The organism is Paenibacillus sp. FSL P4-0176, from assembly GCF_037975265.1.
GTDB lineage: Bacteria > Bacillota > Bacilli > Paenibacillales > Paenibacillaceae > Paenibacillus > Paenibacillus amylolyticus.
This window is the reverse complement of sequence record NZ_CP150242.1, coordinates 2205952-2231975: the sequence shown is the minus strand read 5'-3', so window position 1 is coordinate 2231975 and position 26024 is coordinate 2205952. Positions and strand designations below refer to the sequence as shown.

The following is a 26024-nucleotide window of genomic DNA, read 5'->3' as shown; positions in this document are numbered from 1 at the left end:
AACATACTGATCGAGTATCTAAATAGCTGTATCATGAGCATATATCAAAGGAAAAAAGCATCGCAGACAGACTCACCCGAGCCTCTGCGATGCTTCTTTGTGTTAGGGAGAGCTGAATCAGTAAAAGGTGCACCGGGCACCTCATATGAAAAAACCTAAGCACTCCTTTTCTTATCTCGATTGTTCTGTGTTCCGTAGTGCTTCCAGTACCAATTGTGCCTGATACCCATCGTTAAAATCATATATCTTAGCTGGTTTGCCTTGTATACGGGCAATGACATGTTTAAGAACCGGCAATTCACTGGCGGATTCAAGTACTTCCACTGGAGAAAGTGGCTGTCCCACCAGGCCCGTCTTCAATTCTTCCCAATTTTCCAAGGCAATCGTGCCCTTCGCACCGTACACCACCATGGATACACGTTCTTCCCCCGCAAATTGAGAGATGCCGTTCAGCTGAATTCGAGTCCCGTCTTCCAGTTCCATTGCAGCCTGTACTTCAAGTTCACATTCTCCATTCTCAGGATATTGAACCTGAGTACTTACTACCCGGACGGCACCAAACACCTTTTGAATCATATGAATCCAGTGAATCCCCACTTCAAGAATAAATCCACCCTGTTCCCGGCTCGTAATCCATGCATTCTGTTGCCATGATCGTGGCCACTGCGGGAATTGCAAAATGAGATCTATTTTGCGAATTGTCCCAACAGTACCCTGCTCAATCATCTCTTGCAACTTCAGCACGGAAGGTTCATGCGGCATAGAGAAGTGGATGGCATGAACAACGTCCGCCTGCTCTGCTGCATCCAGCATTTTTTTGGCTTCTTCTACACTATTGGCAAGCGGTTTCTCGCAGAATACATGAATTTTGCGCTCCAGTGCTTCCATGACAACCGGGTAATGAAATTTCGGCGGAACTGCAATATACAGCAGATCAATCTGATGTTCATTCATCAATTGCTGGTAGTCCGTATACGTCTTAACTCCCCGATGAGAAGCTGCAAAAGACGCCAAACCTTCCTCATTCGCATCACACACCGCTACAATCTCAATCTCCGTGTCCATCTTGGTATTCTCGATTAGATGAACCATATGTAATCCCATTTTACCCAGCCCAATCAGAGCCATCTTGATGACTGTCATTCCATCCCCTCCCAATTCCTTTCCAGTATAGCAGAAAGCAAAGAATTGCAAATGCGATGCATTGATACGAAAAAAAATAAACCTCTAGCTTTCAAGTCGCTATTAGAAGCTGAAATTCATCATTTACAGTCATTTTTTTACATTATTTGTAACTTCGTTGTGATTGGGTAATTCGTTGCAGGGATATATAACCAATTATTTTTACTTTATCCAGCAATACTTAAAGCGTTACCAACTTAAGAATTAGGAATTCAGACTCACAAAAACAGGTTGACAAAAAACCACAAAAAAAGATACTCTTCCTAATAACAATGAATATTTCCTCTTACAACCTTAGACTGTAACTTGCATTCAATAAATGGAATATGCGTATGGTTCTAATAACCTATTTCATGAAGCGAGGTGTCCCGCATGAGAACAGTTGCGGACTATTTGGCAGAAACTCTGCGTAATCTAGGCGTTACTCATGTCTTTGGTATTATTGGTAAATCCATCTGTCCTGCTGTACTGAAAATGGTGGATTACGGATTAGAGTTCATTCCAGGCCGTCATGAATCCAGCTCAGGTTTTGCCGCATCCGGTTATGCATTACAGACAGGTAAACTCGGCGTTGCCTTTGCCACATCCGGTCCAGGCGGAACCAATCTGCTTACTGCAGCAGCCCATGCAAAGGCCAACAATCTGCCTGTACTGTTTATTACGGGTCATCAATCCATTCAGGAACTGGGGCTACCCCAGTGTCAGGATTCCTCTTCCTATCTGGCTGATCTGGCTGAAATGTTCAGGCCTGCTACGCTATTCAGCAAACTGGTTGAGCGTGGAGATCACTTCGGAACACTGTTGAATCATGCCCTTTCCATTGCACTCGGCCCTAATAAAGGCCCTGTTCACCTCTGTATTCCTTTTGACGTACAGACCGAATTGTTATCCCAATGCCGGATTGTCATTCCCGAACCGGAACCTCTGCTTAGCGTATCTAATCTGAATCGCATTTTTCCTCTCATTCAACAATCCAATCGCCCTTTAATTATTGCTGGTAAAGGTGTAAGTCGCGCCAGAGCCCATGATGAATTGCTTCAATTGGCCGAATCGTTCAACATTCCCGTCATTACTACTCCTGGTGGAAAAGGAGCGATTGCGTGGGACCATCCCCTGTACCATGGACCTTGTGGTGTTGGAGGTTTCCCACATGCAGACGACATGTTGAACCAAAGTGACCTTTATATCGTACTCGGTTCACGTCTAAGTGACATGACCCTCTGCAATCTGAAGCCTGAACATCACCCGGCACACCTCATTCAGTTTGACGCTGATCCTACATTTGTAGGCAAGATTCTGAGCGCTCAAACCTTACATATCACCGGTGATTTGAAGGACAACCTGCAATATTTGCTGGGCACATTAGAAGACCTCCCTACTCCTGTGAGAACCACGGCACCGATGGATTACACTGTCCCTTTACCAGATCTCCCCCAACTGTCTCTGGCTTCTGTACTAGACGGAATGAGCGATCTGCTTCCGTACGATCATAAGCTGTTTGTTGATGATGGCAGCCATGGATTTCATGCGGTTCAGCGATATAAAGTCAAGAAACCAGGCAGCTTTGTGTTTGACGCTTACTTTGCCTGCATGGGGAACGCCATTGGTATGGCGATAGGAGCAAAGGCCGCCTCACCTGAAGAGACCGTTGTATGTATCACCGGGGATGGATGTTTCATGATGCTGGGGACGGAGATCAATACCGCGGTATGCAACAATCTGAACGTCATTTTCATTGTCGTTAACAACAAACAACTGGACATGGCACTCAAAGGAATGGAAAAAACAACAGGCAGAATTGATGGCACATTATATGAAGTTCCTATGGATGCTGCCAAATTTGCCGAATCTCTCGGTGCGGTTGCGTTTCGAGCAGAAACCCTTGCTGAATTCTCATCTGCGCTGAACACAGCCCAAACGTTGAATCAGGTAACTGTTATTGAGCTTCTGACCGATCGAGATGAAATTCCACCCACAGCTCACCGCACCGTAACTTTGAATTAGGAGGAGTAGATCATGAGTGAACATGTAGCTCAGGGACTAGACCGTTTCGCCAAACTTTCTGGGGAGTACGGTGCAAGAGCCCTCGCCCCCATCAAAGAACATTTTCCCGAATTGTCGGAATTTATTATGGGGACGGCATACGGGGATATTTTTCAGCGCACCACGATTACGGATCAATGGAAGGAAGTTGCTATCATCTCTTCGTTGATCACCCAAGGACAGTATGAACAATTGGGCGTACATTACACGATGGCTCTGAGCGTGGGAATGACTGTGAATCAACTCAAGGGAATATTGCTACATCTGGCGCCATGTGTGGGTGCTCCACGCATTATAAGTGCATTTAATATTTTGCTTGCCACCTTGGACGAAATACAGTAATTCACTTTTCTACATTTTTATACATGATTCGACTTTTTTATTGATCTTTTTACATTCCTACCTTTATAATATGGTTAAATTATCCTTCGAACCAGCTCGCATCTTAGAAGCTTTCGGCGGAGGCCCAATGGGCTGTGTATCCACTAACAGGATAGCCTTAACTCATTTAAAGGAGAGAGATCAAGCATGGGAAATTTCATTCTGAAGACTGACGTTCCAAACAAGGTGTTAAACATTGAACTGGAGGGTTCTTTCTCTCAAGAAGACGGTTTGCGTTCCATCTCGGCCTATCAGGATACGATCGCTTCTATTAACACCAAGGAGTATGACCTGAACATCGATTGCAAAAAGTTGAATGTTACTGCTCCGGAGATTGTTCCTCTTCTGGAAGGCTGCCTTCAACTGTTCAAAAAAGATGAATATAAAAAAGTTGTGTTGACCCTCGAGAACAACGCGATTCTAAAAATGCAATTGTCCCGGCTCGGTCGGTCAGTCGGTCTGGACAATCTCGAAATCATATCTACCGTTACCACTTAATAAACCAGGCGGACAAGCTGTGAATTCACCCTTCCGCTCAAGAGGAGAATGAAGATGGCCGGAATTCGTATTGTAGATATCGATATCTATCATCCAGCAACCAAGGTGCACAATGATTTTTATATTGAACATTTTGATGCAAGAGGTGTAGATATTCGTGGATTGTTACAGGCACTTGGTCGTGATACACGTTATAAAATTGACAACGATGACGAAAATTCACTAAGCATGGCCTATGAGGCAGCCAGTAACCTACTGGAGAAAACTGGACTAACCGGTGCAGATATTGATCTGATTGCTTATGCAAGCCAAACGCCAGAATACATCTTTCCTACGAATTCCCTGATGATCCATCGCCTGATTAACGGAGCTTCTCACACGATCTGTATTGACAGCAACGCCAACTGCGCGGGTATGACTGCTGCTTTCGAACAAGTTAGCCGACAGATGCTGGGCAATCCTCGAATTCGCCGCGCATTAATCATCGGCTCGGATTACGTGGCTCCTCACGCCAGTCCCGATGATCCCGTGTACTTCGCCAATTTCGGTGATGCAGCAGCGGCGGTCATTGTAGAGCGGGATGAACATGCTGTCGGTTTCATTGATTCAATCTATCAGACGGATACCTGTGTGTATGGTAATTCTCTTTTTCCTGCAGAAGGCTTGGCGAAGCTGGGCAATACGGGTGTAGATGCGGGTGCCTTTCATGTGAATTTCATCCCATTTGATGATTCCATCTGTGTGGATGCTGCTTCCGAGTCCATTCGTACGTTGCTGACTCGCAACGAGATTAGACCAGACGAGATCAAAGCCGCCTGCTTCTCCCAGCTATCCATTAGTAACATTCGGGCTGTATCCGAGAACGTCGGCATTGGTGATGATATTGCCGTCTATATCGGAGATGAGTTCGGATACACCTCAACCAGCAGTCCATTTATCGCATTACATCGAGCGGTTACAACCGGTCAGATTCAGCGTGGTGACAAAGTTCTGTTCTGGACCGTTGGAGCCGGGTGGCAAAATGTTGCCATGGTAGTTGAATATTAGGTATACACTTCAAAATCCGATAAAACCATCCCAGTAGTATACCGGGGATGGTTTTATTTTTTCCTTTTTCTCCCTTATCATTGGAGATTAAACATCTATAATTGTGAAAAGTACCACTTACATATTATTACACAATAAATATGATTTAAAAGTGAAAAGTAGCAGTCCAAATTATTTTATCTTGGAACTGATACTTTCAATTTTATTATAAATGCGTTGTTATAAGAATTTAAATACTAGAAGGTTTAATCTACCATTTCTGATTATCTGTAAACGGTCCCTTCGTATCTTGCAGCAACAATTCCATCCACAGTATGATAACTAACCAACACCAAGGTTCCTACATAGCCATCTGGCGTAATATAGTCCGTAAGATATTTCGGTACTCCAAAACCTACAGGGTAATAATGCACTACAGAAAAAGGTTTACTTTCAAGCCTAGCAGATACTACGTCTGATACACTTGTACTGGTATTGGGTTGAATATTTGCCGCGGACACGCCTGCACTTGAAATTGAAGTGGTCAGAATAAAGGAACATGCAGTCAAAATAAGAACTTTACTAAGTCTCAAAATGATCATCTCCTAAATAGAGTTTTTAACTACCATTTCATTGTATAATATGCGAGTGTATTTTACAACAATATTTGTAAATTATATAATTATATGTAATTTTATTTTAAATTTAATTATTTAATAATACTATCTTTTCATACAAAAAAGCAGCCCTTATGGACTGCCAAATTTCTGCCTTTATACCAAACGTTCAGAAAATCTTCTTTGTCTCCCGATCGTCTTTCAGAATCTCTACAGCCTCCCGGAAACGTAAGGAATGCACGATCTCCCGTTCCCGCAGAAACTTCAGACTATCCTGCAGATCCACGTCATCAGTCAGGTCGATCAACCATTGATATGTAGCCCGGGCTTTCTCTTCTGCTGCAATGTCCTCGTACAGATCCGCAATTGGATCACCCTTTGCAGCAATGTAGGCAGCTGTAAAGGGTACACCAGAGGAATTGGTATAAAACAAGGCATAATCGCGTTGAGCATAGTTCGGCCCAAGTCCCGCTTCTTCCAATTGATCCACCGACGCGTCCTTGGTCAACTTGTAGATCATGGTGGCAATCATCTCCAGATGAGAAAATTCCTCTGTAGCAATATCCGTCAGCAGACCGATAATCTTGTCTGGAATCGTATAACGCTGATTCAGATATCGAAGGGCAGCGGCCAACTCCCCATCGGCACCGCCATATTGTTCCATCAGCAATTTCGCCATACGAGGATCACATTTACTAACCCTTACGGGATATTGCAGTTTTTTCTCATACACCCACATGTAAGCCGCCTCCCTCTACGTTATTAAAATACAGCCCTTCTTCTAACCCTCGGGCTTCCTGTCCTTAAAGTCCTGCAAGGAAGCCTGAGGCTGATGTGTCACACTTGCCATGGCCAGGGCGTCTGAGACCATTCCCACGGATACTTGGAGAAGGCATGCCCAAAGTTCATCAACGGTCCGTACAACTGCTGAAATTCATGGGCTACCCGCATTCGCTCCTGGCTGAACTTGTTGTACTGCTCAATGCTTTGGAAGTCTCCCGGATGGGTGTCCAGGTACAGATTCAGTTCCACTAACACGAAATCCAGCGCCTGAAGTTCTTCAAGCAATTCGTAGTATTTAGTGTCACAGGGTTTCGGCACTTCAGGTTCCATCCACTTCCACCTTCCTTCCCTTCGATCTGGCTGGTGTATAAGGGCTGTATAATGCAGGCCATAAGGTTCCCAATCTCAACGCTTCCGCCGGGCTGTACTGCGGCCAGCCCATAGGCTGAAATGGAATAAATAATTGCGGAGGTACCAGATACGTCCGAATAGCTACCGGCGGACAAGGATCAAACGGCCCCACAAAAGGGGCGTAAGCACGAAGCTGCGGATCTTTCACAAAACAACGCCTCCTTATTACATCGTTGGTGCATATTGAATAACACTGAGTTCTTTCCCGCTTCCCGTCTCTATATCCATATGACGCTGTCCCCGAAGTTAATCCGAAATTCGTTTCAACTATGTGCAGAATTTCTCCAAATTCTTCTTTAAAATAAAAAAAGACCTTCGGTTCGTTCCCCGTTCAGGTAACTTCCGAAGGTCTCTATCCTTGCAGATTTCCGTAATCTGCGTCATGACTCGCTCTTGTTCATCTCATCTTGCTCCTGCAAAGAGAACTATTCTGCTGGATTTTCTTCCGAATTCATGTCTTGAGGGACAGATTTCTTGTACACTCGAACCCGGGTAATTCGCAAGCGAGTCGATTCTTCCACTTCAAAAACGTACCCATTCAGCTCCTTCGTTTTCCCTTTGGTTGGATTGCCCCCAAGCTCTTTAAACAACCATCCGCCGATTGTATCCACTTCTTCATCCTCAATGATGGCTCCAGTCCACTTATGAACTTCTTCAATAAGCGAACGACCATCAACGGAAAATGAATCTCCACTCCGTTCCATATGCGGACGCTCATCCTCAAACTCGTCATACAAGTCTCCAACGATCTCTTCCAGAATTTCTTCCGCGGTCAGCAATCCAGCTGTGCCGCCATATTCATCCACAACCAGCGTCATCTGTGAATGTTTCTTCTGCATGAGACGCAGCACATGGCTGATTTCCATCGATTCAGGAACGTTTAAGATTGGACGGACAAGTGAAGCCAGATCATGTTGTTGCTCCGGTTTAGCCAGCAACAGATCGGTGATGTGTATAAATCCAATGATCTCATCCTTGTCTTCTACTGCTACGGGATACCGGGAATGTTTGGTTGCGTTAATGATCTCCAAGTTCTCTTCCAAAGACATATGCGTGTACAAACAATCCATGTCTGTACGTGGCAGCATCACTTCACGTGCCAGCATATCGGAGAAATCAAAGATGTTGTCCATCAGTTTGATCTCATCTTTATCGATGACACCACTTTTGGCGCTCTGCTTCATCAGAATACGAAGTTCATCTTCCGAGTGAGCTTCGCCTTCACTGGCAGGTTCGATACCCGCTAGACGCAGCAATGCATTGGCCGATACATTCAGTAGCCAGATGAACGGGAAGAAGATTTTGTAGAACAACAGCAAGGGCGCAGATAAAAACAATGCCACTCCGTCTGTTTTTTGAATTGCCAACGATTTAGGTGCAAGCTCACCCAGCACAATATGCAGAAACGTAATGATACAAAAACCGATAATGACCGACACGGTCGAAATAAGCCCTGTATCTCCTACACCAAGTTTAAACATGAGTGGCTCAACGAGCAATTCGGAGATGGCCGGTTCTCCCAGCCACCCGAGTCCAAGCGATGTCAGCGTAATCCCGAACTGAGTTGCCGATAGATAGGAATCCAGTTTACTATTCACCTTCAGTGCATAACCAGCCATACGATTTCCTTCACTCTGCAATTGAGTTAAGCGTGTCTGCCTTACTTTCACAAGGGAAAATTCCGCTGCGACAAATACGCCATTCAAAAATACGAGCAAAAAGACACAGACCAGATTAAATACCAGTTGCCCAAGATGAAATTCGGTATGAATATCCAAGTTGAAACTCCCCTTTTCTATCTATTTCAGGAATACACCTGGAATATCAACGTGTGATTGCCTTTCTCGATTTGAAATCCACACCTTTGTAATACATATCTGCCACTAGCAGGTTTGGTCCGCAACAGGATGCAATATCGCAATGGCAATTGACCGTTTGATTCAACGGATGTTCAGCTGACCATTCATGGAACACATCATCCAGTTTACGATCACGAATATTACCAAATTCCGGGATATCGGCAAAATCGGTCACATACACATTACCCGTGAACATGTTGACGTTAACGCGGTTGCGTCCGTCCGGATCATTACGTACCGTCACATTTGGTTCGCTGTATAAACGGTTGATCAGTTCCCGATCCTGCTGTGCTGCACTGCACGCGAAGAATGGCAGAGTACCGAAGAGCATCCACATATCTTTGTCACGTGCATCAAGCAAACGATGAATCGCTGCTCTCATATGGTCCAGTGATAACACGGGCAACGACGAAGCAAAGTTCGAATTATACATTGGATGCACTTCGTGACGAACACAGCCCATCTCACGAATCAATTGATGAATACCATCCAGCTTGTCGTGTGTACGGAAGTTAATCATGGACTCGGCAGAGATAAACATGCCTGCTTCACTTAATTTGCGGGAATTTTCAATCATTTTCTCATACATCTTCACCGCGACTTCACGTTTCACAGGTCTGCCACTATTCGCAAATCCGACTTGATGGAAATCGTCAGCATTCAGGTAGTTGAATGAGATATGCATAACGTCCAGATACGGCAAAAGTTGCTCATATCGGCTGATATCCAGCGTTAAATTCGAATTGATCTGGGAACGAATTCCACGTTCCTTGGCATATTTGAGCAGCGGGATGATCATCTCATCCACTGTTTTCTGGCTAAAGCTTGGCTCGCCACCCGTCAGACTAATCGTCTGCAGATGCTCCACTTCATCCAATCGTTTCAGCATCAGCGGTAATGGAAGAGCCGGCGCTTCACGCATCGTAAGCATATCTCCTACGGCACAGTGCTCACACCGCATGTTGCACAGATGTGTCACAGTCATTTCTACACTGGTCAACACATGGCGTCCATATGTACGCAGAGAGCCAATCGGATCCCACGGATCATTCGTTGGCGATAAAGGCATCGGTTGTACCGATCCTGAGTTTAGCATGGTCATTGTTCTTCACCTTATTCCTTTTATTAACCTAAAAAGTTTTATTTACATCATACCTTGTGTTTCTCTTTTTGGAGTTATCTTTTATCATAGCACAATTTTGAATGCTCCGGCATACGTAGACCCTGTCCATTACATGACAAAAAACACTCAGGTAACTCCGGGCCGAATCACGAAACGGCCCCGATATTACGACATGAGCGCTAATCATTTCTAAGCTTATTCAGCTTTCCAACCGTTCACTTTGGGCAGATGAAGGTGTATCCTCCAGACCCTCTACACCTGTGATCATCACAGACAGTGCTGTAGACAGGTTAATTTCGTAGGGCGAAGATAAGGTCTGGCCGTCGGCATCCTTGAGCACCCGGATAAGTGGACGTTGAGGAACACGTGGATGAATCGCTGCAACTACCCCAACCTCTCCCGTACTGAGCGTGACCGATAGACCCACGGGGTAGATCGCTACACAATCCCTGAATCTCTCCAGCATTCGTTGTTCATAAAGCGTTCCTGAGCCCGTATACAGCACCTCTACGGCCTGATGTGGCAGCAAGGCTTGCTTGTAGACTCGATTCGTTGTCATGGCATCATACGAATCAGCAAGAGCAATCCACTTGGCATACTCATGAATCTCTTTATCCTTCAGCCCAAAGGGATATCCGCTGCCATCAATTCGCTCATGGTGCTGCAATGCACAATGTGCAGATAGAAGCGGTATACCTGGTTCGTCTTTGAGAATACGATGTCCATATGTAGTGTGCTGCTGAATGATTTTGAATTCCTCGTCACTTAATCTGGAAGGCTTATGCAGAATTTCTGGTGCAATCTGTGTCTTGCCAATATCATGCAATAAGGCACCCAGACCAATCTCCATTAATTGCTGGCGTGTGTAACCCGAAGCGACACCAAGAACCAGTGTATACACACATACATTCAGCGAATGATTATACAGGTCAAAATCACTGGAGTTCATGTCCATCAGCATAATCATGGCTTCCTTCTGACTGCCGATGTCTTCCAGAATCGCATTCATCACACCACTAAGCGCTTTACCGAAATGAGGAATCCGATTTTTGGTTTTCAGTCCTGACATGCTCTGAAATTGCTGTTTAATCTCGACCAGTGCTTTCCTTCGGGTCTCTTCCTGCAACATTTCAGGAACAATGATGTCCTCTGTCGCAGCATCTTTAATATACACATAACCGACTCCGAGATCCTTAAGGCGTCCAATCAATCGACTGGTTAGCTCTACATCCTCACTAAGTAATACAAGGCCTTCTTCACTATAAATACGTTTCCCCAGCTTCATGCCAGGCTGCAATAAGTTTATATGTACTAAACGCACAGCCTATCCTCTCCCGCTCCGTAGATGTAATTACCACTAGCCGCCGCTTCAGCAGAAGGCAAGCACTTTAAATTTAGCTTTGATGCCAGCGGGCTCGCAGGCTGTCGTCCAGAGCCCCTGGTCGTTTTATTTCCGTTTCCAGCAAATCGCGTATGAATTCCGGAAGATGATAGAGCGTACGGGTTCCATGAGCAAGAGGAGGATACCCCACATTGAACGTAAACATGTCCAGTGTCCCAACGATATACTCACATTGTTCGTCCATAGGCTCCCCATTGATGGATATGGTCTGGATTTTCTCATAGGCTGGCGCATCTGGATTGTATTGAACTTCCATTCCGTCCATACATAACGTGCCTAGAATATGACCACGAAAACCAAATCCCACAATGGGCTTACCTGAAAACTCGTCCAACAAGGACTGCTCAAGTGCTTCACGAATATGACTTCCACTCAAGCATATTGTACAAGCATTTATAGGAGATGGACATAGGGAATGCAACATTCCTTTTGTAATATTACCTTGTGGAAGATCTCCGAGAAGCTGACCTGCATTCACCAGAGACAGCTGTGCCCCCGTGAAATGACGAACAGCTTGTGCAAGCAAGGTAGCAAACGGGGATTCCCGGTCGTACGTGATGGGCAGCACCCGATCCGTTATCACTGCCGTCTGATTGAGTGTCCTTTCAGCCTCCGTACGATTCGTAGCGATTGCCAGCGCGACCTGATCATCCAGTAATATACTCTTGGCAGCCATACAACCGCTACTTACCAGTTGGAGGGGCTCTCCCACACTTGTTCGTTCCAGAACCACTTTCCCAAGCCATTGGCCAAATTTTCCAGCTGCACCCAGCACGGTCTGACCAATGACTAAGGGTTCTTCGAGAACATGATGGGTATGTCCACCGAGAATAACATCAATTCCCGTAATCTGCTCTGCCAGTCTCCGATCTGTCGAAAGCCCCAGATGTGAAAGAATAACCACCACATCCACTTCATCACGTAATGCTTCCACTTGAGCTCTTAATGACTCCACAGGGTCCAGAACATCCCACCCGAGCAATTCGTAAAACGTGGTAAAAGGGGCCGTTGCCCCCAGCAGACCAACGCGAAATGGACCTTTCTCCACAATCAGAGAAGGTTTCATCCACACTGGCGCAAGTCCAGTATCTTGCTCCACAACATTGCTGCATACCACAGGACACAGAAGTCCAGCGTAGGACTGTGAGAGCTGATCTGGCGTAAAGGTTAGTCCTTCGTTGTTGCCGATTGTAATGGCATCGTAGCCCGTCAGGTTAATAACATCAACATTAGCCGTCCCCAGCGTCCCTTCTGTCTCAACGGCCATACGGTCCATATGATCGCCGATATCCAATACAAGGAAGTTGCCACCTTGGTCACGTTCCTCATTGATCATAGCGGCGATGGTGCTCATGGAGCCGAAGTGGCTATGAATGTCGTTGGTGTGCAGAATCGTTAACGTTTGGTTCTCCCTGGTGCTCATCACACCGCCTCCCCTGCTCTTCAATAAACGTTCATTCTTCTAATGGATAAGCATAACATTTTCCGCGTCGTTATGATATATTTATAGGGTTTAGAGATCAAAAAGAGGTGAGTCATATCCATGAAATTGACAATTCAACTATTTGCAGGAATTGCAGAACGTTTAAATACATCCCTTCTGGAGTTTGAGTACATTGGAGACATTCCAACCGCTGCCGATTTAAAAGAAAAACTGAGTCTGGCCTACCCAGAGGCAGCTTCTCAGATAAGGACATCCTTTTTGGCAGTTAACCAGCAGTACGCTCCTGCCGATACTATACTTAGCTCAGAAGATGAACTTGCGTTGATCCCTCCCGTCTCTGGAGGCGATGGTACGGATATATCCGATGAACAACTTCGCTCTACCGTTCCAGAGCATCGGACTGCAGATGGCTTATTTCTGATTACAGAGTCCACCTTGTCCGTGGAAGCAACAACGGCGCTAGTGATTACCCCGAATCACGGGGCAGCTCTTACTTTTGTAGGTACAACTCGTGAAATGACCGGTGAACAGCGCACCGTTCATCTTGAATACGAGGCCTATGTGCCGATGGCTCTTTCTCAGATGGCAGCCATTGGTGTGGAAATCTCCGATCGCTGGCCTGGTGTGTTATGTGCAATCAGTCACCGAATCGGCAAAGTAGATGTGGCAGAGATTAGTGTAGTCATTGCCGTTTCCTCGCCTCATCGCAACGACTGTTATGATGCAAGCCGTTACGCCATAGAGAGACTGAAACAGACCGTTCCGATCTGGAAAAAGGAAATTTGGGAAGATGGATCTGAATGGAAGGGACATCAATTAGGACCATGGAACCCCATGGAGAACTAAATAATGAGCCTTTACACCTTTTAGATAGAGTGGGTTAATAGTAAATAAGTCGTTGTCAACCCATTTTTTTCTTGTTATTATAATTATATGTGTCGATATTAGTCGAGAAAAGGTGGTTTATACGTGAGAGTGCATGTTACTGATCTTAAACCGGGTGACCTGTTAAAAAATGATGTATACAACAGTTCGGGTCTCCACATGCTGATGAAAGGTTCCACCCTCAGTGAAGATGACCTATCCAAACTGTTGCAACATGGAATCGAGTACGCAGATGTAGAACACACAACATCCGACCTACACTCTGATGCACAAACCTTACCTTCCGATCAATCCCGTCTGTTAACTAACTTGTTTAACGATACGATCAAAGGTACTGAATCTCTATTTCAACAAGCGATGGAGAAGGGTTTTATTGATGAGACACAGGTCGATGAGATTTTGTTTACCCTAACAGAACAGTTGGAAAAACAAAAAGATGTTGTCTCCTTGTTGCTTATGCTGGACGGGGATAGCGATTATACGTACAACCATTCATTGCAAGTCGGAATGCTCGCTTTTTATATCGCCGGCTGGATGGGTTACAACCCCGAGGAATGTCTAACGGTAGCCAAAGCAGGATATCTTCATGATATCGGCAAGTCCAAGATTCCTTCTGAGATTTTACATAAACCTGGTAAATTGACTACGGAAGAATTTGACGAAATGAAGAAACACACATTCTATGGGTACGATATCATTAAAGAATCCACGCAGGATGAAATTCTGGCAACGGTTGCACTTCAACATCATGAGCGCGAGGATGGAAGTGGTTATCCTCATGGACTGCGAGGAGACGAGATCCACCCCTATTCCCGTATAACTGCTGTAGCAGACGTTTACAGCGCCATGACGACCAATCGGGTGTACCAGACCAAACAGGAACTGATCTCTGTTCTGTGTGAACTGTACAGCCTCAGCTTTGGTCAGTTAAATGCTGAAGCAACACAAGAACTGATCAAGCACATGCTACCTAATTTTATCGGTAAAAGGGTTCTGCTCACCACGGGTCAGACGGGACTCATTGTCATGAATAATCCTGCGGATTATTTCCGACCACTCGTTCAGACCTCTACGGCCTTTATCGATTTAGCGAAAGAAAGAGATATTGCTATCGTTGAGATTTATGTACAATAACTGTTCATTGTACACAGCATGTATACGAAGAACCCCATAGTAACTGAAATAACCAACTTATAGGTTGGCATATGACAAAAGGGAAGCCATAATCGGCTTCCCTTTTGTCTATTCCGATTCAATCATGTTGGATTACACGCAGAATGCTTTTGTGATGATAACCAACAGAATGAACAGTACCAAGATTGCACCAGTGTTTGTGAACATATTGTATCCACCAACGCCGCCTACTCCGCCTACATTGCCACCACAGCCATATCCTACTTCGCTCATGTGATTGCCTCCTCTTCATCAGGTATACCCTAACATATGACGTTTCCGTTGGAATGAACCGGGCGAACAGGCAACATTCGATAAATGGTTGTCTGTCTGCATCTACCTGAGTGGATCAGCCTTTTGTTACTCCCTGTCCTATGCAGGGATCTATATGTCGGAATCCGAATGAACTTGGATGCCTTTTTCCTTGCGGTACATGATAACAAGTAATCTCCAAAATTCATAACTGCCTTTGTCATTCATAATAAACGGTCGATAATAATCAAACGCTTGCTTGGCCCATGCGGGACAAGCCATATTGGAAAGTTGCTCCTGTTGCTGAATCCATCCCCCTTGAATCTCCAGCGTTTTCTGCATGGCTTCAAACATTTTCTTCTGCTCAGTCGTCATCGGCGGAGCCTCCTGTTCCTGAGATGCAGTTCCGTATTCGGCCTGTAGATACGCACCCGGTTCTGTCACACCATCTTCGCTGGCAGTATATCCGTAAGATGGCGCGCTGGTTTTCCGGATCTCATAATGTACATGCGGGCCGGTACTCTGACCCGTGCTTCCCTGATTACCGATAAGCTGGCCTCTCTTCACCCGCTGCCCAACGTTTACGGCAATCCGCGAAAGGTGAGCATAACAATGCAAGTAACCGCGATGATCTTGAAGGGCAACTGTAAGCCCATAACCGCCGAATCCGGAGCCTGTAACTCCTTCGGAAGCAAAACGTACCCTACCTTCCATAAAGGCATAGACGGGGCCATTCCAAGGCTCTGTCACGAGATCAATTCCGCGGTGAAATGTCTGTCCACCATGAATAGGATGAATTCGATAGCCGAATGAACTTGTAATCCGATATCCCTCGAAAGGGTTCACGCTCATACACTCACATCCTTTTCTATCATTAAATGCTTAAATCTATGAAATGGCTTGTGCTATTGGTCTTATTTTATTCCACAAAAATACCGCTCAGAATATCATTAGGGAAACCTTATGGTCTCTCTCCAACGTATATTCCAAGCGGCGCTGTGCTAATATGAACACTCTATGAGATGTATATATTATTATTTCATTTTAACCACTGCTCACTTCTAATTCAGAGGTCTGTATATGACGCCTAGCTGATCCAATTCCTGTCCTGCTCTTCCATAAAATCCGGCAATGTACCACCCCGCTGGTGCCTCAAGTTTGATTTGATCCGAGGTCTTTTGTCCGCCTTCAACTTTATTTCCAAGATTGGTGGACAACTCCACGTAAAAGATCCGTTTATCTCCATTACGTGTCCCCTGACCAATTGTAGCCTGAGTTAAGTACTCTCCGTCTGCCAGGTTCAGTGTGACAATGTTGGATTGACCACCATGTGCTAGGTTCGTTCCATCCCTGTACAACGTTGAAATGCCGTCTACACGGTTGCCCGAGTTAAGTACCACTGAACTAGGTCTGGACTCCGGAATATGATTTAGATCATTAAACCCACTTCCTCCAGATCCTCCGATTGTTGAACTTAGTTGGTACTGAGAAGATGTGCTATACACAAATTCCGCTGTAATCGGATAATGATCGGAGAGTTGCTTCCCACTCGGATCAACAAATGTTTGATTTTCTAACCGATAGCTCTGTGCATTAAGGGACAATGCTTTACTTCCGCGATACAAAATTTTGTCCACGATCTCATAGTTGGGTCCATTTAAATTGCTTGCATCCATAAGGGCTTCTCCATCAGCGGGAATACTCCCACCTCGAATCAAATCGATCCACGGATCTCTTAAACCATTCTCAGACATGAGTAGCTCTATATTGTCAGCGGCACGGGTGTACCGTGTATTGGTATCCCCAAATACGATAACTGCGTTCCCGTCCGAGTGCTCCTTTATGTAATTGGAGAGTTGTCTGATATTATCTCGTCTGGCCTCAAGCGATTTATCATCGCTACCTGCGTCCGCATGCAAGTTGTACACGTCCAATTTTACCTGAGGTGTGATCTCATATGTAGCTGCTGTAAATCCTTTTGGAGTCAATTCATCACTTCCATTGTCAAAAAGACCAGATCGCTTATCCCAGGTAATACGTTTCAAGTCACGGAATGGATATTTGGACAGACTGTTCAACCCACTACCAAAACCCGCAATTCCGCTTGTTGTCGTCAAATACGGCAGAGTGACCTGAGATATCAGCTCATTATGATAATTAAAATCCTCTTGCACATTAATGATGTCATAGTCATTTAACTTTGGGGAAATCTGAACGGTGTACTCCTTGGGATTGGAGCTGGATACCAGATCCGGAAGGCCACCTACATTGTAACTAAGTACGTTGAATGAACCCGATACCGATCCACCTTCTGCAGCAGTCGCCGTTGATAAAAATAACGGGGAGCTCGTTAAGGCAACAACAGCAGACAATATCAAGGCTGCTCCTTTTTTAACTATACTTCTTCGCATCATATACCTCCTCATATTTGAATCAATTCAAATATATGTAATATTCATTAATGGAAGAATAACGCTGGTCTATTCATTTGTAAATATACAATTTGAACTAAAGTATATTTACACTTGCCACTCCGATATCAGAATAACCCTCTGATCGCTGTTATCCCCAGATTTTTTGTAATAAAAATACCCCATAGAGAGACTTTTTAAAGAGTCTGCTCTACAGGGTATTCGATCACATAAAACGATATTTACCGCTTAACATCAGCAACTAGCTTCAGCTTTACGGCTTCGAAAGGCGCTGCATTGGATTAACCAATGGAGCCCTCCATTTCGAATTTGATCAATCTATTCATCTCAACAGCGTATTCCATTGGCAATTCCTTCGTGAATGGCTCGATGAAGCCCATGATAATCATCTGTGTTGCTTCTGCATCCGTCAGACCACGGCTCATCAGATAGAAGAGTTGATCCTCGGACACTTTGGATACTGTAGCTTCATGCTCCAGCATGATGTTATCATTCATGATTTCATTGTAAGGAATTGTATCCGATGTGGACTCATTATCGAGAATGAGTGTATCACACTTGATGTTGGATTTCGCGCCCTCAGCTTGACGTCCAAAGGAAGCCAAACCACGGTACGTTACTTTACCACCATGTTTACTGATGGATTTGGATACGATCGTAGATGTTGTATCCGGAGCCAAGTGGATCATTTTCGCACCTGCATCCTGATGCTGGTTTTTACCTGCTACAGCGATGGAGAGTACGGAACCTTTAGCTCCACGGCCTTTCAATACAACCGCAGGATATTTCATTGTCAGTTTGGAACCGATGTTACCATCGACCCATTCCATTGTTGCATTTTCTTCTGCAACTGCACGTTTCGTAACGAGGTTGTAGATGTTTGGTGCCCAGTTTTGGATCGTTGTGTAACGAACACGGGCATTTTTCTTACAGATAATCTCAACGACCGCACTATGCAGTGAGTTCGTGCTGTAGATTGGAGCTGTACAGCCCTCTACATAGTGAACGAAACTATCTTCGTCGGCAATGATGAGTGTACGCTCGAATTGTCCCATATTCTCGGAGTTAATCCGGAAGTAGGCTTGCAGAGGTACTTCACATTTAACGCCCTTAGGCACGTAGATGAAGCTTCCTCCGGACCATACCGCACTATTCAATGCAGCAAATTTGTTATCTGCTGGCGGAATAACCGTTGCAAAATATTCACGCAGGATTTCCGGATGCTCTCTGAGAGCCGTATCCGTATCCATGAAGATTACACCTTGGTCTTCCAATTCCTTTTGCATGTTGTGGTATACAACCTCGGACTCATACTGAGCCGATACACCTGCAAGGAACTTTTGCTCTGCTTCAGGGATACCCAATTTATCAAAGGTTTCCTTGATTTCGGAAGGAACTTCCTCCCATGTTTTACCTTGTTTCTCCGAAGCACGTACATAATACTGAATCTCATTGAAATCCAATCCGTCGAGATCTCCGCCCCATTTCGGCATTGGCATCTTTTCGAATTGTTTCAAGGATTTCAAACGGAATTCCAACATCCATTCCGGTTCATTCTTAATCTTGGAAATCTCGGTAACCACTTCTGCAGTCAGACCTTTACCGGTTTGAAAGATGGATTTGTGCTCGTCGCGAAAACCATATTTGTACTCTTCCATTTCTGGTGCTTTTTTAGCCATCTTGCTCTACCTCCCTATCGTTATTGTACTTTGTTCTCTTCGTCAATCCCTTTGCGTAATGCATTCCAGGCCAGAGTGGCACATTTGATGCGTGCAGGGAACTTGTTCACACCGGATAGGGCTTCGAGATCTTCATAATCGTCGAAATCGACTTCTTCACCTTTCATCAGTGAGGAAAAACGGTTAGCGATATCGAGTGCCTGTTCCATCGTTTTGCCTTTGACGGCCTCTGTCATCATCGATGCAGAGGACATGCTGATGGAGCAGCCTTCACCCGTATATTTGGCTTCCTGGACGATTCCGTCTTTCAGCAAAATTTGCAGTGAAATCCGGTCGCCGCACGTTGGATTGTTCAAATTCACCGTGACAGCGTCATTATCAAATGTTCCGCGGTTACGCGGGTTTTTGTAGTGGTCCATTATAACACGTCTGTACAGATCATCAAGTTGCATCGCCAAAATACTCCTTTGTCTGGATTAAGGCGCTGACAAGCCGATCTACATCTTGTTCGTTATTGTATAGATAGAAGCTGGCACGAGCTGTTGAGCTAACTTCAAGCCAGCGCATTAGCGGTTGACAGCAATGGTGTCCGGCACGAATGGCTACGCCACTCGCATCCAGCACGGTTGCCACATCATGTGGATGAACATCCCCCAGATTAAAGGTAACAACACCCACATGCCGCTTAGCTGGGCCATAGATGGTTAACCCATCGATCTCGGCCAGTCGTTCTGTTGCATAAGCTGCCAGCACACTCTCATGATGTGCGATCTCATCCATACCAATCTGCTCCAGAAAATCAATGGCAGCTCCCAACCCTACCGCACCTGCGATAATCGGGGTTCCACCTTCGAACTTCCAGGGAAGCTCTTTCCAGTTGGATTCGTACAGACCCACATCATCAATCATTTCACCACCGAACTCAATGGGTTCCATGGACTCCAGCAGCGCCTTTTTGCCGTAGAGTGCACCGATTCCGGTTGGTCCGCACATTTTATGACCGGATAATGCATAGAAATCACAGTCCAGATCCTGAACGTCCACCTTCATGTGAGGTGTGCTTTGTGCGCCATCAACAACGATGACAGCACCATTGCGGTGTGCAATTTCAGCAATTTGTTTCACTGGATGGATCAGACCCATAACATTGGATACATAAGCGATTGCTACAATTTTAGTATTGTTCGTAATCGTCTTCTCAACATCAGCCAATTCAATATGACCGTCAGGCTGAAGCGGAATGTATTTCAATGTTGCACCTGTCTCCTTGGCAACTTGCTGCCAAGGAATCAGATTGCTATGGTGCTCCATTTGCGTGATAACAATTTCATCGCCTTCTTTGCAATTGGCGCGGGCGTACGATGAAGCCACCAGGTTCAGGGCTGTCGTTGTCCCGCGGGTAAAGATAATCTCCTGTGTACGGCGGGCATTGATAAACTTGGCTACCTTCTCACGTGCGCCTTCGTAAGCGTCCGTTGCACGGCTTCCAAGGGTATGAACACCACGGTGTACGTTGGAGTTCTCATACTCATAATAATGTTTGACTGCTTCAATCACAGCACGAGGCTTCTGTGAAGTTGCAGCACTATCTAAATATACGAGCGGGTGTCCGTTAATTTCCTGGTGGAGGATCGGGAACTGCTCGCGAATGGACGGGTTCATTGTCCCAGCTTCTTCTCAATCAGGGACTGCAATTGGGTGCGCAGTGCTTCCAGAGGAATATCCGCCACCACCGGAGCCAGGAAGCCATAGATGATCAGGCGTTCGGCATCCGTACGGTTAATTCCGCGCGACATCAAGTAATGAATCTGCTCGGCATTGACTTGACCAACAGAAGCCGCGTGACCTGCTGTTACATCATCCTCGTCAATAAGAAGGATTGGATTGGCGTCTCCACGTGCTTTAGGGCTCAGCATCAACACTTTCTCTGTCTGCTGTCCATCAGCTTTGGTAGCGCCTTTCTCAATCTTCGTGATCCCGTTGATGATTGCAGAAGCTTCTTCACGCATAACTGCACGTGTAATCATCTGGCTTGGCGTATTCTTACCGAAGTGACGAGCTTCTGTGGTGTAGTTGATTTTCTGCGAACCGGAACCTACAGCGATGACTTTGGAATCAGAACTTGATCCATTGCCTTTCAGCACGGTCATCGTGTTGCTCGCTGTGTCGCCATTGTTCATTTCGCCTACAATCCACTCGATGGAAGCATCATTCTCCAACACTGCACGACGGAATGAAACGTCAGTTACATTCACACTCAGTTGATGAACCGATGCGAAACGTACTTTAGCACCGGATTTTGCGAATACTTCCACAACACCATTATGGAAAACAGGTGCGGACAATTCGCCAGATACATAGTTATCAACATAAGTTACGGAACTGTTTGCTTCTGCAACTACAAGCACGTGAGGTGCAAACGTTGCAGATGCGTCATCCGTAAGCAACACTGCTTGCAGTGGTACTTCGATTTCGACATTTTTCGGAACATACAGGAAGACCCCGCCATTCCAAAGTGCCGCATGCAATGCAGCGAGGGAATGCTCATCCGCTTTCACTGCTGTGTTCAGATATTGTTTTACCAGATCGCCATGTTCGCGAACCGCTGTAGCCAGATCCGTGAAGATAACTCCTTTTGCTGCCAGATCAGCAGACACCTTGGAGTATACCGTACCGGAATTGCGCTGGATAACCAGACTGCCTTCAGCTTGATCCTGAACCAAATCTTTGATAGAAGCAGGTACTTCTGTCAAAGAAGAAATAGCTTCACTTGTTTTATATGTTCCGTACTCGCTGACATTCCAGCGTTCGATTTTTTGTTTTTCCAGTTTAGGAAGCGCAAGCCCGCTCGCAAGCTTTAAAGCTTCAAGCCGCTGTTCGGTCAACCAGCCGGGTTCATTGTTGCTTTCCGACAAGGCGCGAAGCGCTTCAGATTCAACCGGAAGAATTGTTTGTGTAGTCATTAATTAATCCTCCTCCGTTTTGTCTTTACGCTTCTTGGCCTACAGTTTCGTCTGTAATTCCCAGCTCTGCCTTTACCCAGTCATACCCTTCCGCTTCCAAACGGTGAGCCAATTCAGGTCCGCCGGATTTCACGATACGACCTTGCATCATTACGTGAACATAGTCAGGCGTAATGTAGTTCAACAGACGTTGGTAGTGAGTGATGATCAGGAAGCCACGGTCTTCGCTCTTCATAGCGTTCACACCGTCAGCCACGATTTTCAAAGCATCGATGTCCAGACCGGAGTCAATTTCATCAAGTACTACGATTTTCGGATCAAGCAGCATCATTTGCAGAATCTCGTTACGTTTTTTCTCACCACCGGAGAAACCTTCATTCAGGTAACGGTGAGCGAACTCAGGGTTCATGTCGAGTTCTTTCATTTTACCTTCCATTTGACGAATGAACTTGATCAGGGAGATCTCGTTACCTTCGCCACGACGTGCGTTAATTGCACTACGCAAGAAGTCGGAGTTAGTAACACCTGCAATTTCACTTGGGTATTGCATAGCCAGGAAGAGACCTGCACGTGCGCGCTCATCTACAGCCATATCCAATACATCTTCACCATCAAGTGTAATTTTACCGTCTGTTACTTCATATTTAGGGTGACCCATCAATGCAGAAGCCAGAGTGGATTTACCTGTTCCGTTTGGCCCCATGATTGCGTGGATTTCTCCACCTTTCATTTCCAGGTTGATGCCTTTCAGGATTTCCTTACCTTCGATCGTCGCTTTCAGACCTTCAATGACGAAATTCGTAGCCATGTGTATTGTTTCCCTCCATTGATTAAATTGATGTTAGTTGTCGAAAACGAAAAAGCGCCTATTATATCTGAACAGGGCTTCCCCTGAATTTCTCCTGTACTCGATTCTTAAAGCAAGAACACTTTAGAATAATTCTAAACTGATTCTCAATGATAATCAAGTCATTTCCTAAGAACCTTTGTCCATTGCATGAAACCTTATCCTTTCTGATTCTATAGTAAAAGACAAATTGAATCAAATCAGAAAACATCTTAAGCACAAATGCACAGTGAGAAAAATCACAGCAATTCAAGCTTTTATGTCATCTGCTGTACACTAATCTAAAAAAAGGACTCATCCATATTATGGACAAGTCCCTCCGTTAAATAACTTTACCATTTACAATTTGAGCATCTCGTTAATCTTCTGTACCCTTTCGTCAAAATCCGCAACGTCCACCACCGGCGTCATTTCGCGCGGCACCGGACCATTCGGAATAGAAATCCATGAACGGCAACCATTATATTCAGGCAGTACGGGGATTTCCATCGGTTCTTTCAAAAGGTACACACGTAAAATCAATACATGGAGCGGATCTTTACGTTTCCATTTCAAACGGTCTTCGGCAAAATCCGCTGTCCACATATGAAAGTCAAGAAGTCGATCCAGCATCTCCTGATCTCGTATCTCCAGATCCTGCGTTACTTCGGCATATGCAGTAATACGGATTGTCGAAGCTTCGGGCACCCATTCGGCCAGTGATTCTTCAACATAGGATTGATCCGAGGACTTAATCAGTTCTTTACGCTGATGTTCATAAGTCGGATACAGATAAAACGCTGGACTTTTCAGCTCAAAATGTCGGGTTTCCTCTACAATCCCGCCTTTGCGCATCACCATAATCTGGCGACCCGTTTCCAGTGCTTTGATTGCAGAAGCCCATTCTTTTAAAGCCGGTATCGTTGGTTCTAACATAAGCGGTCACCTCCCCTATCGTTCTTGTCAGCAGTATAGACGCTCAGGGCGTTTCTGACAACATGATCCGGGCTCAGAAAGCTTACGTAAGAGACCATTTGTATTAGGCAAAATCTTACCTATATTAACCCAGGAAAGAGCGAAGCATCCACATGTGTTTCTCCAGGTCAGCCTTGAAACCTGTCAGCATATCGGATGTTGGTTGATCTTCAGCTGCATCTGCAACTTCGATACCTTCCTGATATTCATTCGAAAGTGTAGCGAAGTCCTCGATCAGGTTTTGCACCATTGTTTTTGCGTCTTCTCCGCCTGCTGCTTCCTGGATAGAGGAAAGCTCCAAATACTCTTTCATTGTAGCCGCCGGGCTACCTTTCAGCGTAAGGATACGCTCTGCGATTTCATCCATTTGTACTGTAACTTCGTTGTAGAACTCTTCGAATTTCACATGCAACGTGAAGAAGTTAGGTCCTTTAACGTACCAGTGATAGTTATGGATTTTAACATACAATACGTTCAGGTTAGCTACCTGACGATTAAGTACTTGTTCCACCGATTTTGCTTGATCTGTTTTGTTTTTTGTAGCCATATTAATCCCATCCTTTATTTAAAATTAGTCTGTCATGCCATGATAAGCAGGTTGTCCCGCAATGCATAACAGAGAGTTAATAATGTGTCACCACATGTAGTGGAGAGGCTTGTTAACGGCGTTTCTCTCAACCGTCCGGCCTATTTGTTTTTACCCTTGAACCGGAAGTTCGAATCAGGATCGACTTGACTTGTCTCAAAAAAAAGTTCAAAAACCGCGTTATTTCCGATATACTGACATATACCAAGCAAAGAAGTGGGTTTTCCTGTTTCTTCATATATATGGAGGTGGCACCTTTGTCCCAATATCGCCCGTTTACCCCCCAGGATGCAATTGAACTGGCCAAAACATTACCGGGTCCATTTGCGGCAGATGCGAATCTGGATTGTCACGAGATCGGCGATGGCAATCTGAATTTGGTATTCCACATCACGGATCAGAACTCCGATAAAAGTATCATTATCAAACAGGCGCTTCCTTATGCGAAAGTGGTTGGAGAATCGTGGCCGCTCTCTCTGGTACGTGCCCGCATTGAACGTGAGATTCTGCAGGAAGAGTATCGTCTGTGTCCAGGGATGGTACCTGAAGTGTATCATTACGATGATGACCTTGCGTTAACGGTTATGGAAGATCTGAGTGATCATGTGATCATGCGTAAAGGCCTGATCGAAGGTGTTTCCTATCCTCTTTTTGCACAGCATATTGGGGAATTCATGGCAAGAACGCTGTTCTTCACATCCGACTTGGGCATGGATCAGCAATTGAAGAAGGAACAACAGGGCAGATTCATTAATCCGGACCAATGCAAAATAACGGAGGATCTGATCTTTGATGAACCCTACCGGATCGCTGAGAAAAATAATTATGATGTTTCCATTGAGGACGAGGCTGAAGCCCTCCGCACAGATGGAGTGCTTCACCTTGAAGTCGCATTACTACGGGAAAAATTCCTGACACATGGGCAGGCATTGCTTCATGGAGATCTGCATACAGGCAGTATTTTTGTTACACCTGAATCAACCAAGGTCATCGATCCCGAATTTGCATATTACGGCCCCATGGGATTTGATGTCGGTGCAGTCCTTGCGAACCTGCTCTTGAATTACGCATCCCTGCCAGGATGGATTCAAGATGAGACTGCTTTGCGTGAGCGTGAGACGCTTTTGCTGAATATGGTTCGTGATGTATGGACTGAATTCGAATCTCGTTTCCGTGCCCTCTGGGTTAATGACCTCGTTGATCCGATGGCAAAAACGCCAAGGTATCAGGATCTGTATGTGCAACAATTGTTCAGAGATTCGATCGGCTTTGCAGGTGCCAAAATGGTTCGTCGTATCGTGGGGCTCGCTCACGTGGCGGATATAGATACCATTCCAAATGCAACTGAACGTGAACATGCTCAGCGTAAAGCATTGTCCATTGGTAAAGCATTGATCAAGAACAACCGTCGCTTGAATACCATCGGTGAAGTGTTGGATATTGTATCTACAGCTGTCTCAACTAATAAGGCTTAACATAAGGAA

Annotated in this window: 26 protein-coding genes; 7 read left to right on the top strand and 19 right to left on the bottom strand. The window is 45.3% G+C overall.

What is annotated here, in order from left to right; genetic code table 11:
• Positions 1 to 171 precede the first annotated feature (171 nt).
• Complete coding sequence (locus tag MKY95_RS10430; RefSeq protein WP_076318360.1) at positions 172 to 1143, bottom strand: Gfo/Idh/MocA family oxidoreductase; 972 nt, start codon at positions 1141 to 1143, stop codon at positions 172 to 174.
• A 411-nt stretch (positions 1144 to 1554) separates the two neighbouring features.
• Here MKY95_RS10430 and MKY95_RS10425 point away from each other — a divergent pair, with 411 nt between their 5' ends.
• The 4 genes from MKY95_RS10425 to MKY95_RS10410 all read left to right on the top strand — a co-directional run bounded on the left by MKY95_RS10425 (position 1555) and on the right by MKY95_RS10410 (position 5151).
• Positions 1555 to 3186, top strand: a complete 1632-nt coding sequence (locus MKY95_RS10425; protein WP_076318359.1) for a thiamine pyrophosphate-binding protein — start codon at positions 1555 to 1557, stop codon at positions 3184 to 3186.
• Positions 3187 to 3198: 12 nt separating this feature from the next.
• A complete protein-coding gene (locus MKY95_RS10420; RefSeq protein ID WP_076318358.1) occupies positions 3199 to 3567 on the top strand; it encodes a carboxymuconolactone decarboxylase family protein in 369 nt (122 codons plus the stop codon).
• A 186-nt stretch (positions 3568 to 3753) separates the two neighbouring features.
• On the top strand, positions 3754 to 4104 hold the full coding sequence (locus MKY95_RS10415) for a hypothetical protein (protein ID WP_036609902.1): 351 nt from the start codon (positions 3754 to 3756) through the stop codon (positions 4102 to 4104).
• A gap of 54 nt (positions 4105 to 4158) precedes the next feature.
• Positions 4159 to 5151, top strand: a complete 993-nt coding sequence (locus MKY95_RS10410; protein ID WP_076318357.1) for a 3-oxoacyl-[acyl-carrier-protein] synthase III C-terminal domain-containing protein — start codon at positions 4159 to 4161, stop codon at positions 5149 to 5151.
• A 263-nt stretch (positions 5152 to 5414) separates the two neighbouring features.
• On the opposite strand, the gene MKY95_RS10405 is transcribed toward MKY95_RS10410, so the two are convergent.
• The 8 genes from MKY95_RS10405 to MKY95_RS10370 all read right to left on the bottom strand — a co-directional run bounded on the left by MKY95_RS10405 (position 5415) and on the right by MKY95_RS10370 (position 12748).
• Positions 5415 to 5723: a hypothetical protein gene (locus MKY95_RS10405; protein ID WP_036609906.1), complete on the bottom strand. Its 309-nt coding sequence runs from the start codon at positions 5721 to 5723 to the stop codon at positions 5415 to 5417.
• 193 nt (positions 5724 to 5916) lie between these two features.
• Positions 5917 to 6486, bottom strand: coding sequence for a manganese catalase family protein (locus tag MKY95_RS10400; RefSeq protein WP_339198668.1), 570 nt, complete (start codon positions 6484 to 6486; stop codon positions 5917 to 5919).
• 98 nt (positions 6487 to 6584) lie between these two features.
• Positions 6585 to 6860: a spore coat protein CotJB gene (locus MKY95_RS10395; protein ID WP_076318356.1), complete on the bottom strand. Its 276-nt coding sequence runs from the start codon at positions 6858 to 6860 to the stop codon at positions 6585 to 6587.
• Positions 6850 to 7089, bottom strand: coding sequence for a spore coat associated protein CotJA (locus tag MKY95_RS10390; RefSeq protein WP_036609912.1), 240 nt, complete (start codon positions 7087 to 7089; stop codon positions 6850 to 6852). The genes MKY95_RS10395 and MKY95_RS10390 overlap by 11 nt, the downstream gene beginning before the upstream one ends.
• A 277-nt stretch (positions 7090 to 7366) precedes the next feature.
• Positions 7367 to 8719, bottom strand: a complete 1353-nt coding sequence (locus tag MKY95_RS10385; protein ID WP_076318355.1) for a hemolysin family protein — start codon at positions 8717 to 8719, stop codon at positions 7367 to 7369.
• A 46-nt stretch (positions 8720 to 8765) separates the two neighbouring features.
• On the bottom strand, positions 8766 to 9902 hold the full coding sequence (yfkAB, locus tag MKY95_RS10380) for a radical SAM/CxCxxxxC motif protein YfkAB (RefSeq protein ID WP_143781025.1): 1137 nt from the start codon (positions 9900 to 9902) through the stop codon (positions 8766 to 8768).
• A gap of 220 nt (positions 9903 to 10122) precedes the next feature.
• Complete coding sequence (locus MKY95_RS10375) at positions 10123 to 11244, bottom strand: HD-GYP domain-containing protein (protein ID WP_036609917.1); 1122 nt, start codon at positions 11242 to 11244, stop codon at positions 10123 to 10125.
• 73 nt (positions 11245 to 11317) lie between these two features.
• Positions 11318 to 12748, bottom strand: a complete 1431-nt coding sequence (locus tag MKY95_RS10370) for a 5'-nucleotidase C-terminal domain-containing protein (RefSeq protein WP_076318354.1) — start codon at positions 12746 to 12748, stop codon at positions 11318 to 11320.
• A gap of 120 nt (positions 12749 to 12868) precedes the next feature.
• Between MKY95_RS10370 and MKY95_RS10365 the strand changes: the two genes are divergently transcribed.
• Together MKY95_RS10365 and MKY95_RS10360 are read left to right on the top strand one after the other, a co-directional pair.
• Positions 12869 to 13615, top strand: coding sequence for a molybdenum cofactor biosynthesis protein MoaE (locus tag MKY95_RS10365; RefSeq protein WP_076318353.1), 747 nt, complete (start codon positions 12869 to 12871; stop codon positions 13613 to 13615).
• 123 nt (positions 13616 to 13738) lie between these two features.
• Entirely contained in the window at positions 13739 to 14788 is a 1050-nt protein-coding gene (locus MKY95_RS10360) for an HD-GYP domain-containing protein (RefSeq protein ID WP_076318352.1), read from the top strand.
• Positions 14789 to 14920: 132 nt separating this feature from the next.
• On the opposite strand, the gene MKY95_RS10355 is transcribed toward MKY95_RS10360, so the two are convergent.
• From MKY95_RS10355 to MKY95_RS10310, 10 genes are all read right to left on the bottom strand, one after another.
• On the bottom strand, positions 14921 to 15061 hold the full coding sequence (locus MKY95_RS10355; RefSeq protein WP_017689533.1) for a hypothetical protein: 141 nt from the start codon (positions 15059 to 15061) through the stop codon (positions 14921 to 14923).
• Positions 15062 to 15211: 150 nt separating this feature from the next.
• Entirely contained in the window at positions 15212 to 15931 is a 720-nt protein-coding gene (locus MKY95_RS10350; protein WP_076318351.1) for a M23 family metallopeptidase, read from the bottom strand.
• Positions 15932 to 16140: 209 nt separating this feature from the next.
• Positions 16141 to 17493, bottom strand: coding sequence for a jacalin-like lectin (locus MKY95_RS10345; RefSeq protein ID WP_339198663.1), 1353 nt, complete (start codon positions 17491 to 17493; stop codon positions 16141 to 16143).
• Positions 17494 to 17792: 299 nt separating this feature from the next.
• On the bottom strand, positions 17793 to 19190 hold the full coding sequence (gene sufB / locus MKY95_RS10340; protein ID WP_036669904.1) for a Fe-S cluster assembly protein SufB: 1398 nt from the start codon (positions 19188 to 19190) through the stop codon (positions 17793 to 17795).
• A gap of 20 nt (positions 19191 to 19210) precedes the next feature.
• Positions 19211 to 19642 carry a Fe-S cluster assembly sulfur transfer protein SufU gene (sufU, locus tag MKY95_RS10335; protein WP_017689537.1) on the bottom strand — a complete coding sequence of 144 codons (432 nt, stop codon included), beginning with the start codon at positions 19640 to 19642 and terminating at the stop codon, positions 19211 to 19213.
• Entirely contained in the window at positions 19632 to 20852 is a 1221-nt protein-coding gene (locus MKY95_RS10330) for a cysteine desulfurase (RefSeq protein WP_076318350.1), read from the bottom strand. Before MKY95_RS10330 ends, sufU begins: the two co-directional genes overlap by 11 nt.
• The gene (gene sufD, locus MKY95_RS10325; RefSeq protein WP_036609929.1) at positions 20849 to 22153 is read right to left on the bottom strand and encodes a Fe-S cluster assembly protein SufD; all 1305 of its coding nucleotides are present in this window, start codon (positions 22151 to 22153) and stop codon (positions 20849 to 20851) included. The genes MKY95_RS10330 and sufD overlap by 4 nt, the downstream gene beginning before the upstream one ends.
• A gap of 25 nt (positions 22154 to 22178) precedes the next feature.
• Positions 22179 to 22961 carry a Fe-S cluster assembly ATPase SufC gene (sufC, locus tag MKY95_RS10320; protein WP_036609931.1) on the bottom strand — a complete coding sequence of 261 codons (783 nt, stop codon included), beginning with the start codon at positions 22959 to 22961 and terminating at the stop codon, positions 22179 to 22181.
• A 378-nt stretch (positions 22962 to 23339) separates the two neighbouring features.
• Complete coding sequence (locus MKY95_RS10315) at positions 23340 to 23915, bottom strand: DUF1802 family protein (RefSeq protein WP_076318349.1); 576 nt, start codon at positions 23913 to 23915, stop codon at positions 23340 to 23342.
• A gap of 124 nt (positions 23916 to 24039) precedes the next feature.
• Positions 24040 to 24501, bottom strand: coding sequence for a Dps family protein (locus tag MKY95_RS10310; RefSeq protein ID WP_017689542.1), 462 nt, complete (start codon positions 24499 to 24501; stop codon positions 24040 to 24042).
• Between the two features lie 296 nt (positions 24502 to 24797).
• On the opposite strand from MKY95_RS10310, the gene mtnK reads away from it, so the two are divergent.
• The gene (mtnK, locus tag MKY95_RS10305; RefSeq protein WP_076318348.1) at positions 24798 to 26015 is read left to right on the top strand and encodes an S-methyl-5-thioribose kinase; all 1218 of its coding nucleotides are present in this window, start codon (positions 24798 to 24800) and stop codon (positions 26013 to 26015) included.
• Positions 26016 to 26024 lie beyond the last annotated feature (9 nt).

Bases quoted from the DNA above. Each gene is read 5' to 3' on its own strand.
- MKY95_RS10430 (WP_076318360.1), bottom strand. From the start codon at position 1,143: ATGACAGTCATCAAGATGGCTCTGATTGGGCTGGGTAAAATGGGATTA.
- MKY95_RS10425 (WP_076318359.1), top strand. From the start codon at position 1,555: ATGAGAACAGTTGCGGACTATTTGGCAGAAACTCTGCGTAATCTAGGC.
- MKY95_RS10420 (WP_076318358.1), top strand. From the start codon at position 3,199: ATGAGTGAACATGTAGCTCAGGGACTAGACCGTTTCGCCAAACTTTCT.
- MKY95_RS10415 (WP_036609902.1), top strand. From the start codon at position 3,754: ATGGGAAATTTCATTCTGAAGACTGACGTTCCAAACAAGGTGTTAAAC.
- MKY95_RS10410 (WP_076318357.1), top strand. From the start codon at position 4,159: ATGGCCGGAATTCGTATTGTAGATATCGATATCTATCATCCAGCAACC.
- MKY95_RS10400 (WP_339198668.1), bottom strand. From the start codon at position 6,486: ATGTGGGTGTATGAGAAAAAACTGCAATATCCCGTAAGGGTTAGTAAA.
- MKY95_RS10395 (WP_076318356.1), bottom strand. From the start codon at position 6,860: ATGGAACCTGAAGTGCCGAAACCCTGTGACACTAAATACTACGAATTG.
- yfkAB (WP_143781025.1), bottom strand. From the start codon at position 9,902: ATGACCATGCTAAACTCAGGATCGGTACAACCGATGCCTTTATCGCCA.
- MKY95_RS10370 (WP_076318354.1), bottom strand. From the start codon at position 12,748: ATGAGCACCAGGGAGAACCAAACGTTAACGATTCTGCACACCAACGAC.
- MKY95_RS10365 (WP_076318353.1), top strand. From the start codon at position 12,869: ATGAAATTGACAATTCAACTATTTGCAGGAATTGCAGAACGTTTAAAT.
- MKY95_RS10355 (WP_017689533.1), bottom strand. From the start codon at position 15,061: ATGAGCGAAGTAGGATATGGCTGTGGTGGCAATGTAGGCGGAGTAGGC.
- MKY95_RS10350 (WP_076318351.1), bottom strand. From the start codon at position 15,931: ATGAGCGTGAACCCTTTCGAGGGATATCGGATTACAAGTTCATTCGGC.
- MKY95_RS10345 (WP_339198663.1), bottom strand. From the start codon at position 17,493: ATGATGCGAAGAAGTATAGTTAAAAAAGGAGCAGCCTTGATATTGTCT.
- sufB (WP_036669904.1), bottom strand. From the start codon at position 19,190: ATGGCTAAAAAAGCACCAGAAATGGAAGAGTACAAATATGGTTTTCGC.
- sufU (WP_017689537.1), bottom strand. From the start codon at position 19,642: ATGCAACTTGATGATCTGTACAGACGTGTTATAATGGACCACTACAAA.
- MKY95_RS10330 (WP_076318350.1), bottom strand. From the start codon at position 20,852: ATGAACCCGTCCATTCGCGAGCAGTTCCCGATCCTCCACCAGGAAATT.
- sufD (WP_036609929.1), bottom strand. From the start codon at position 22,153: ATGACTACACAAACAATTCTTCCGGTTGAATCTGAAGCGCTTCGCGCC.
- sufC (WP_036609931.1), bottom strand. From the start codon at position 22,961: ATGGCTACGAATTTCGTCATTGAAGGTCTGAAAGCGACGATCGAAGGT.
- MKY95_RS10315 (WP_076318349.1), bottom strand. From the start codon at position 23,915: ATGTTAGAACCAACGATACCGGCTTTAAAAGAATGGGCTTCTGCAATC.
- MKY95_RS10310 (WP_017689542.1), bottom strand. From the start codon at position 24,501: ATGGCTACAAAAAACAAAACAGATCAAGCAAAATCGGTGGAACAAGTA.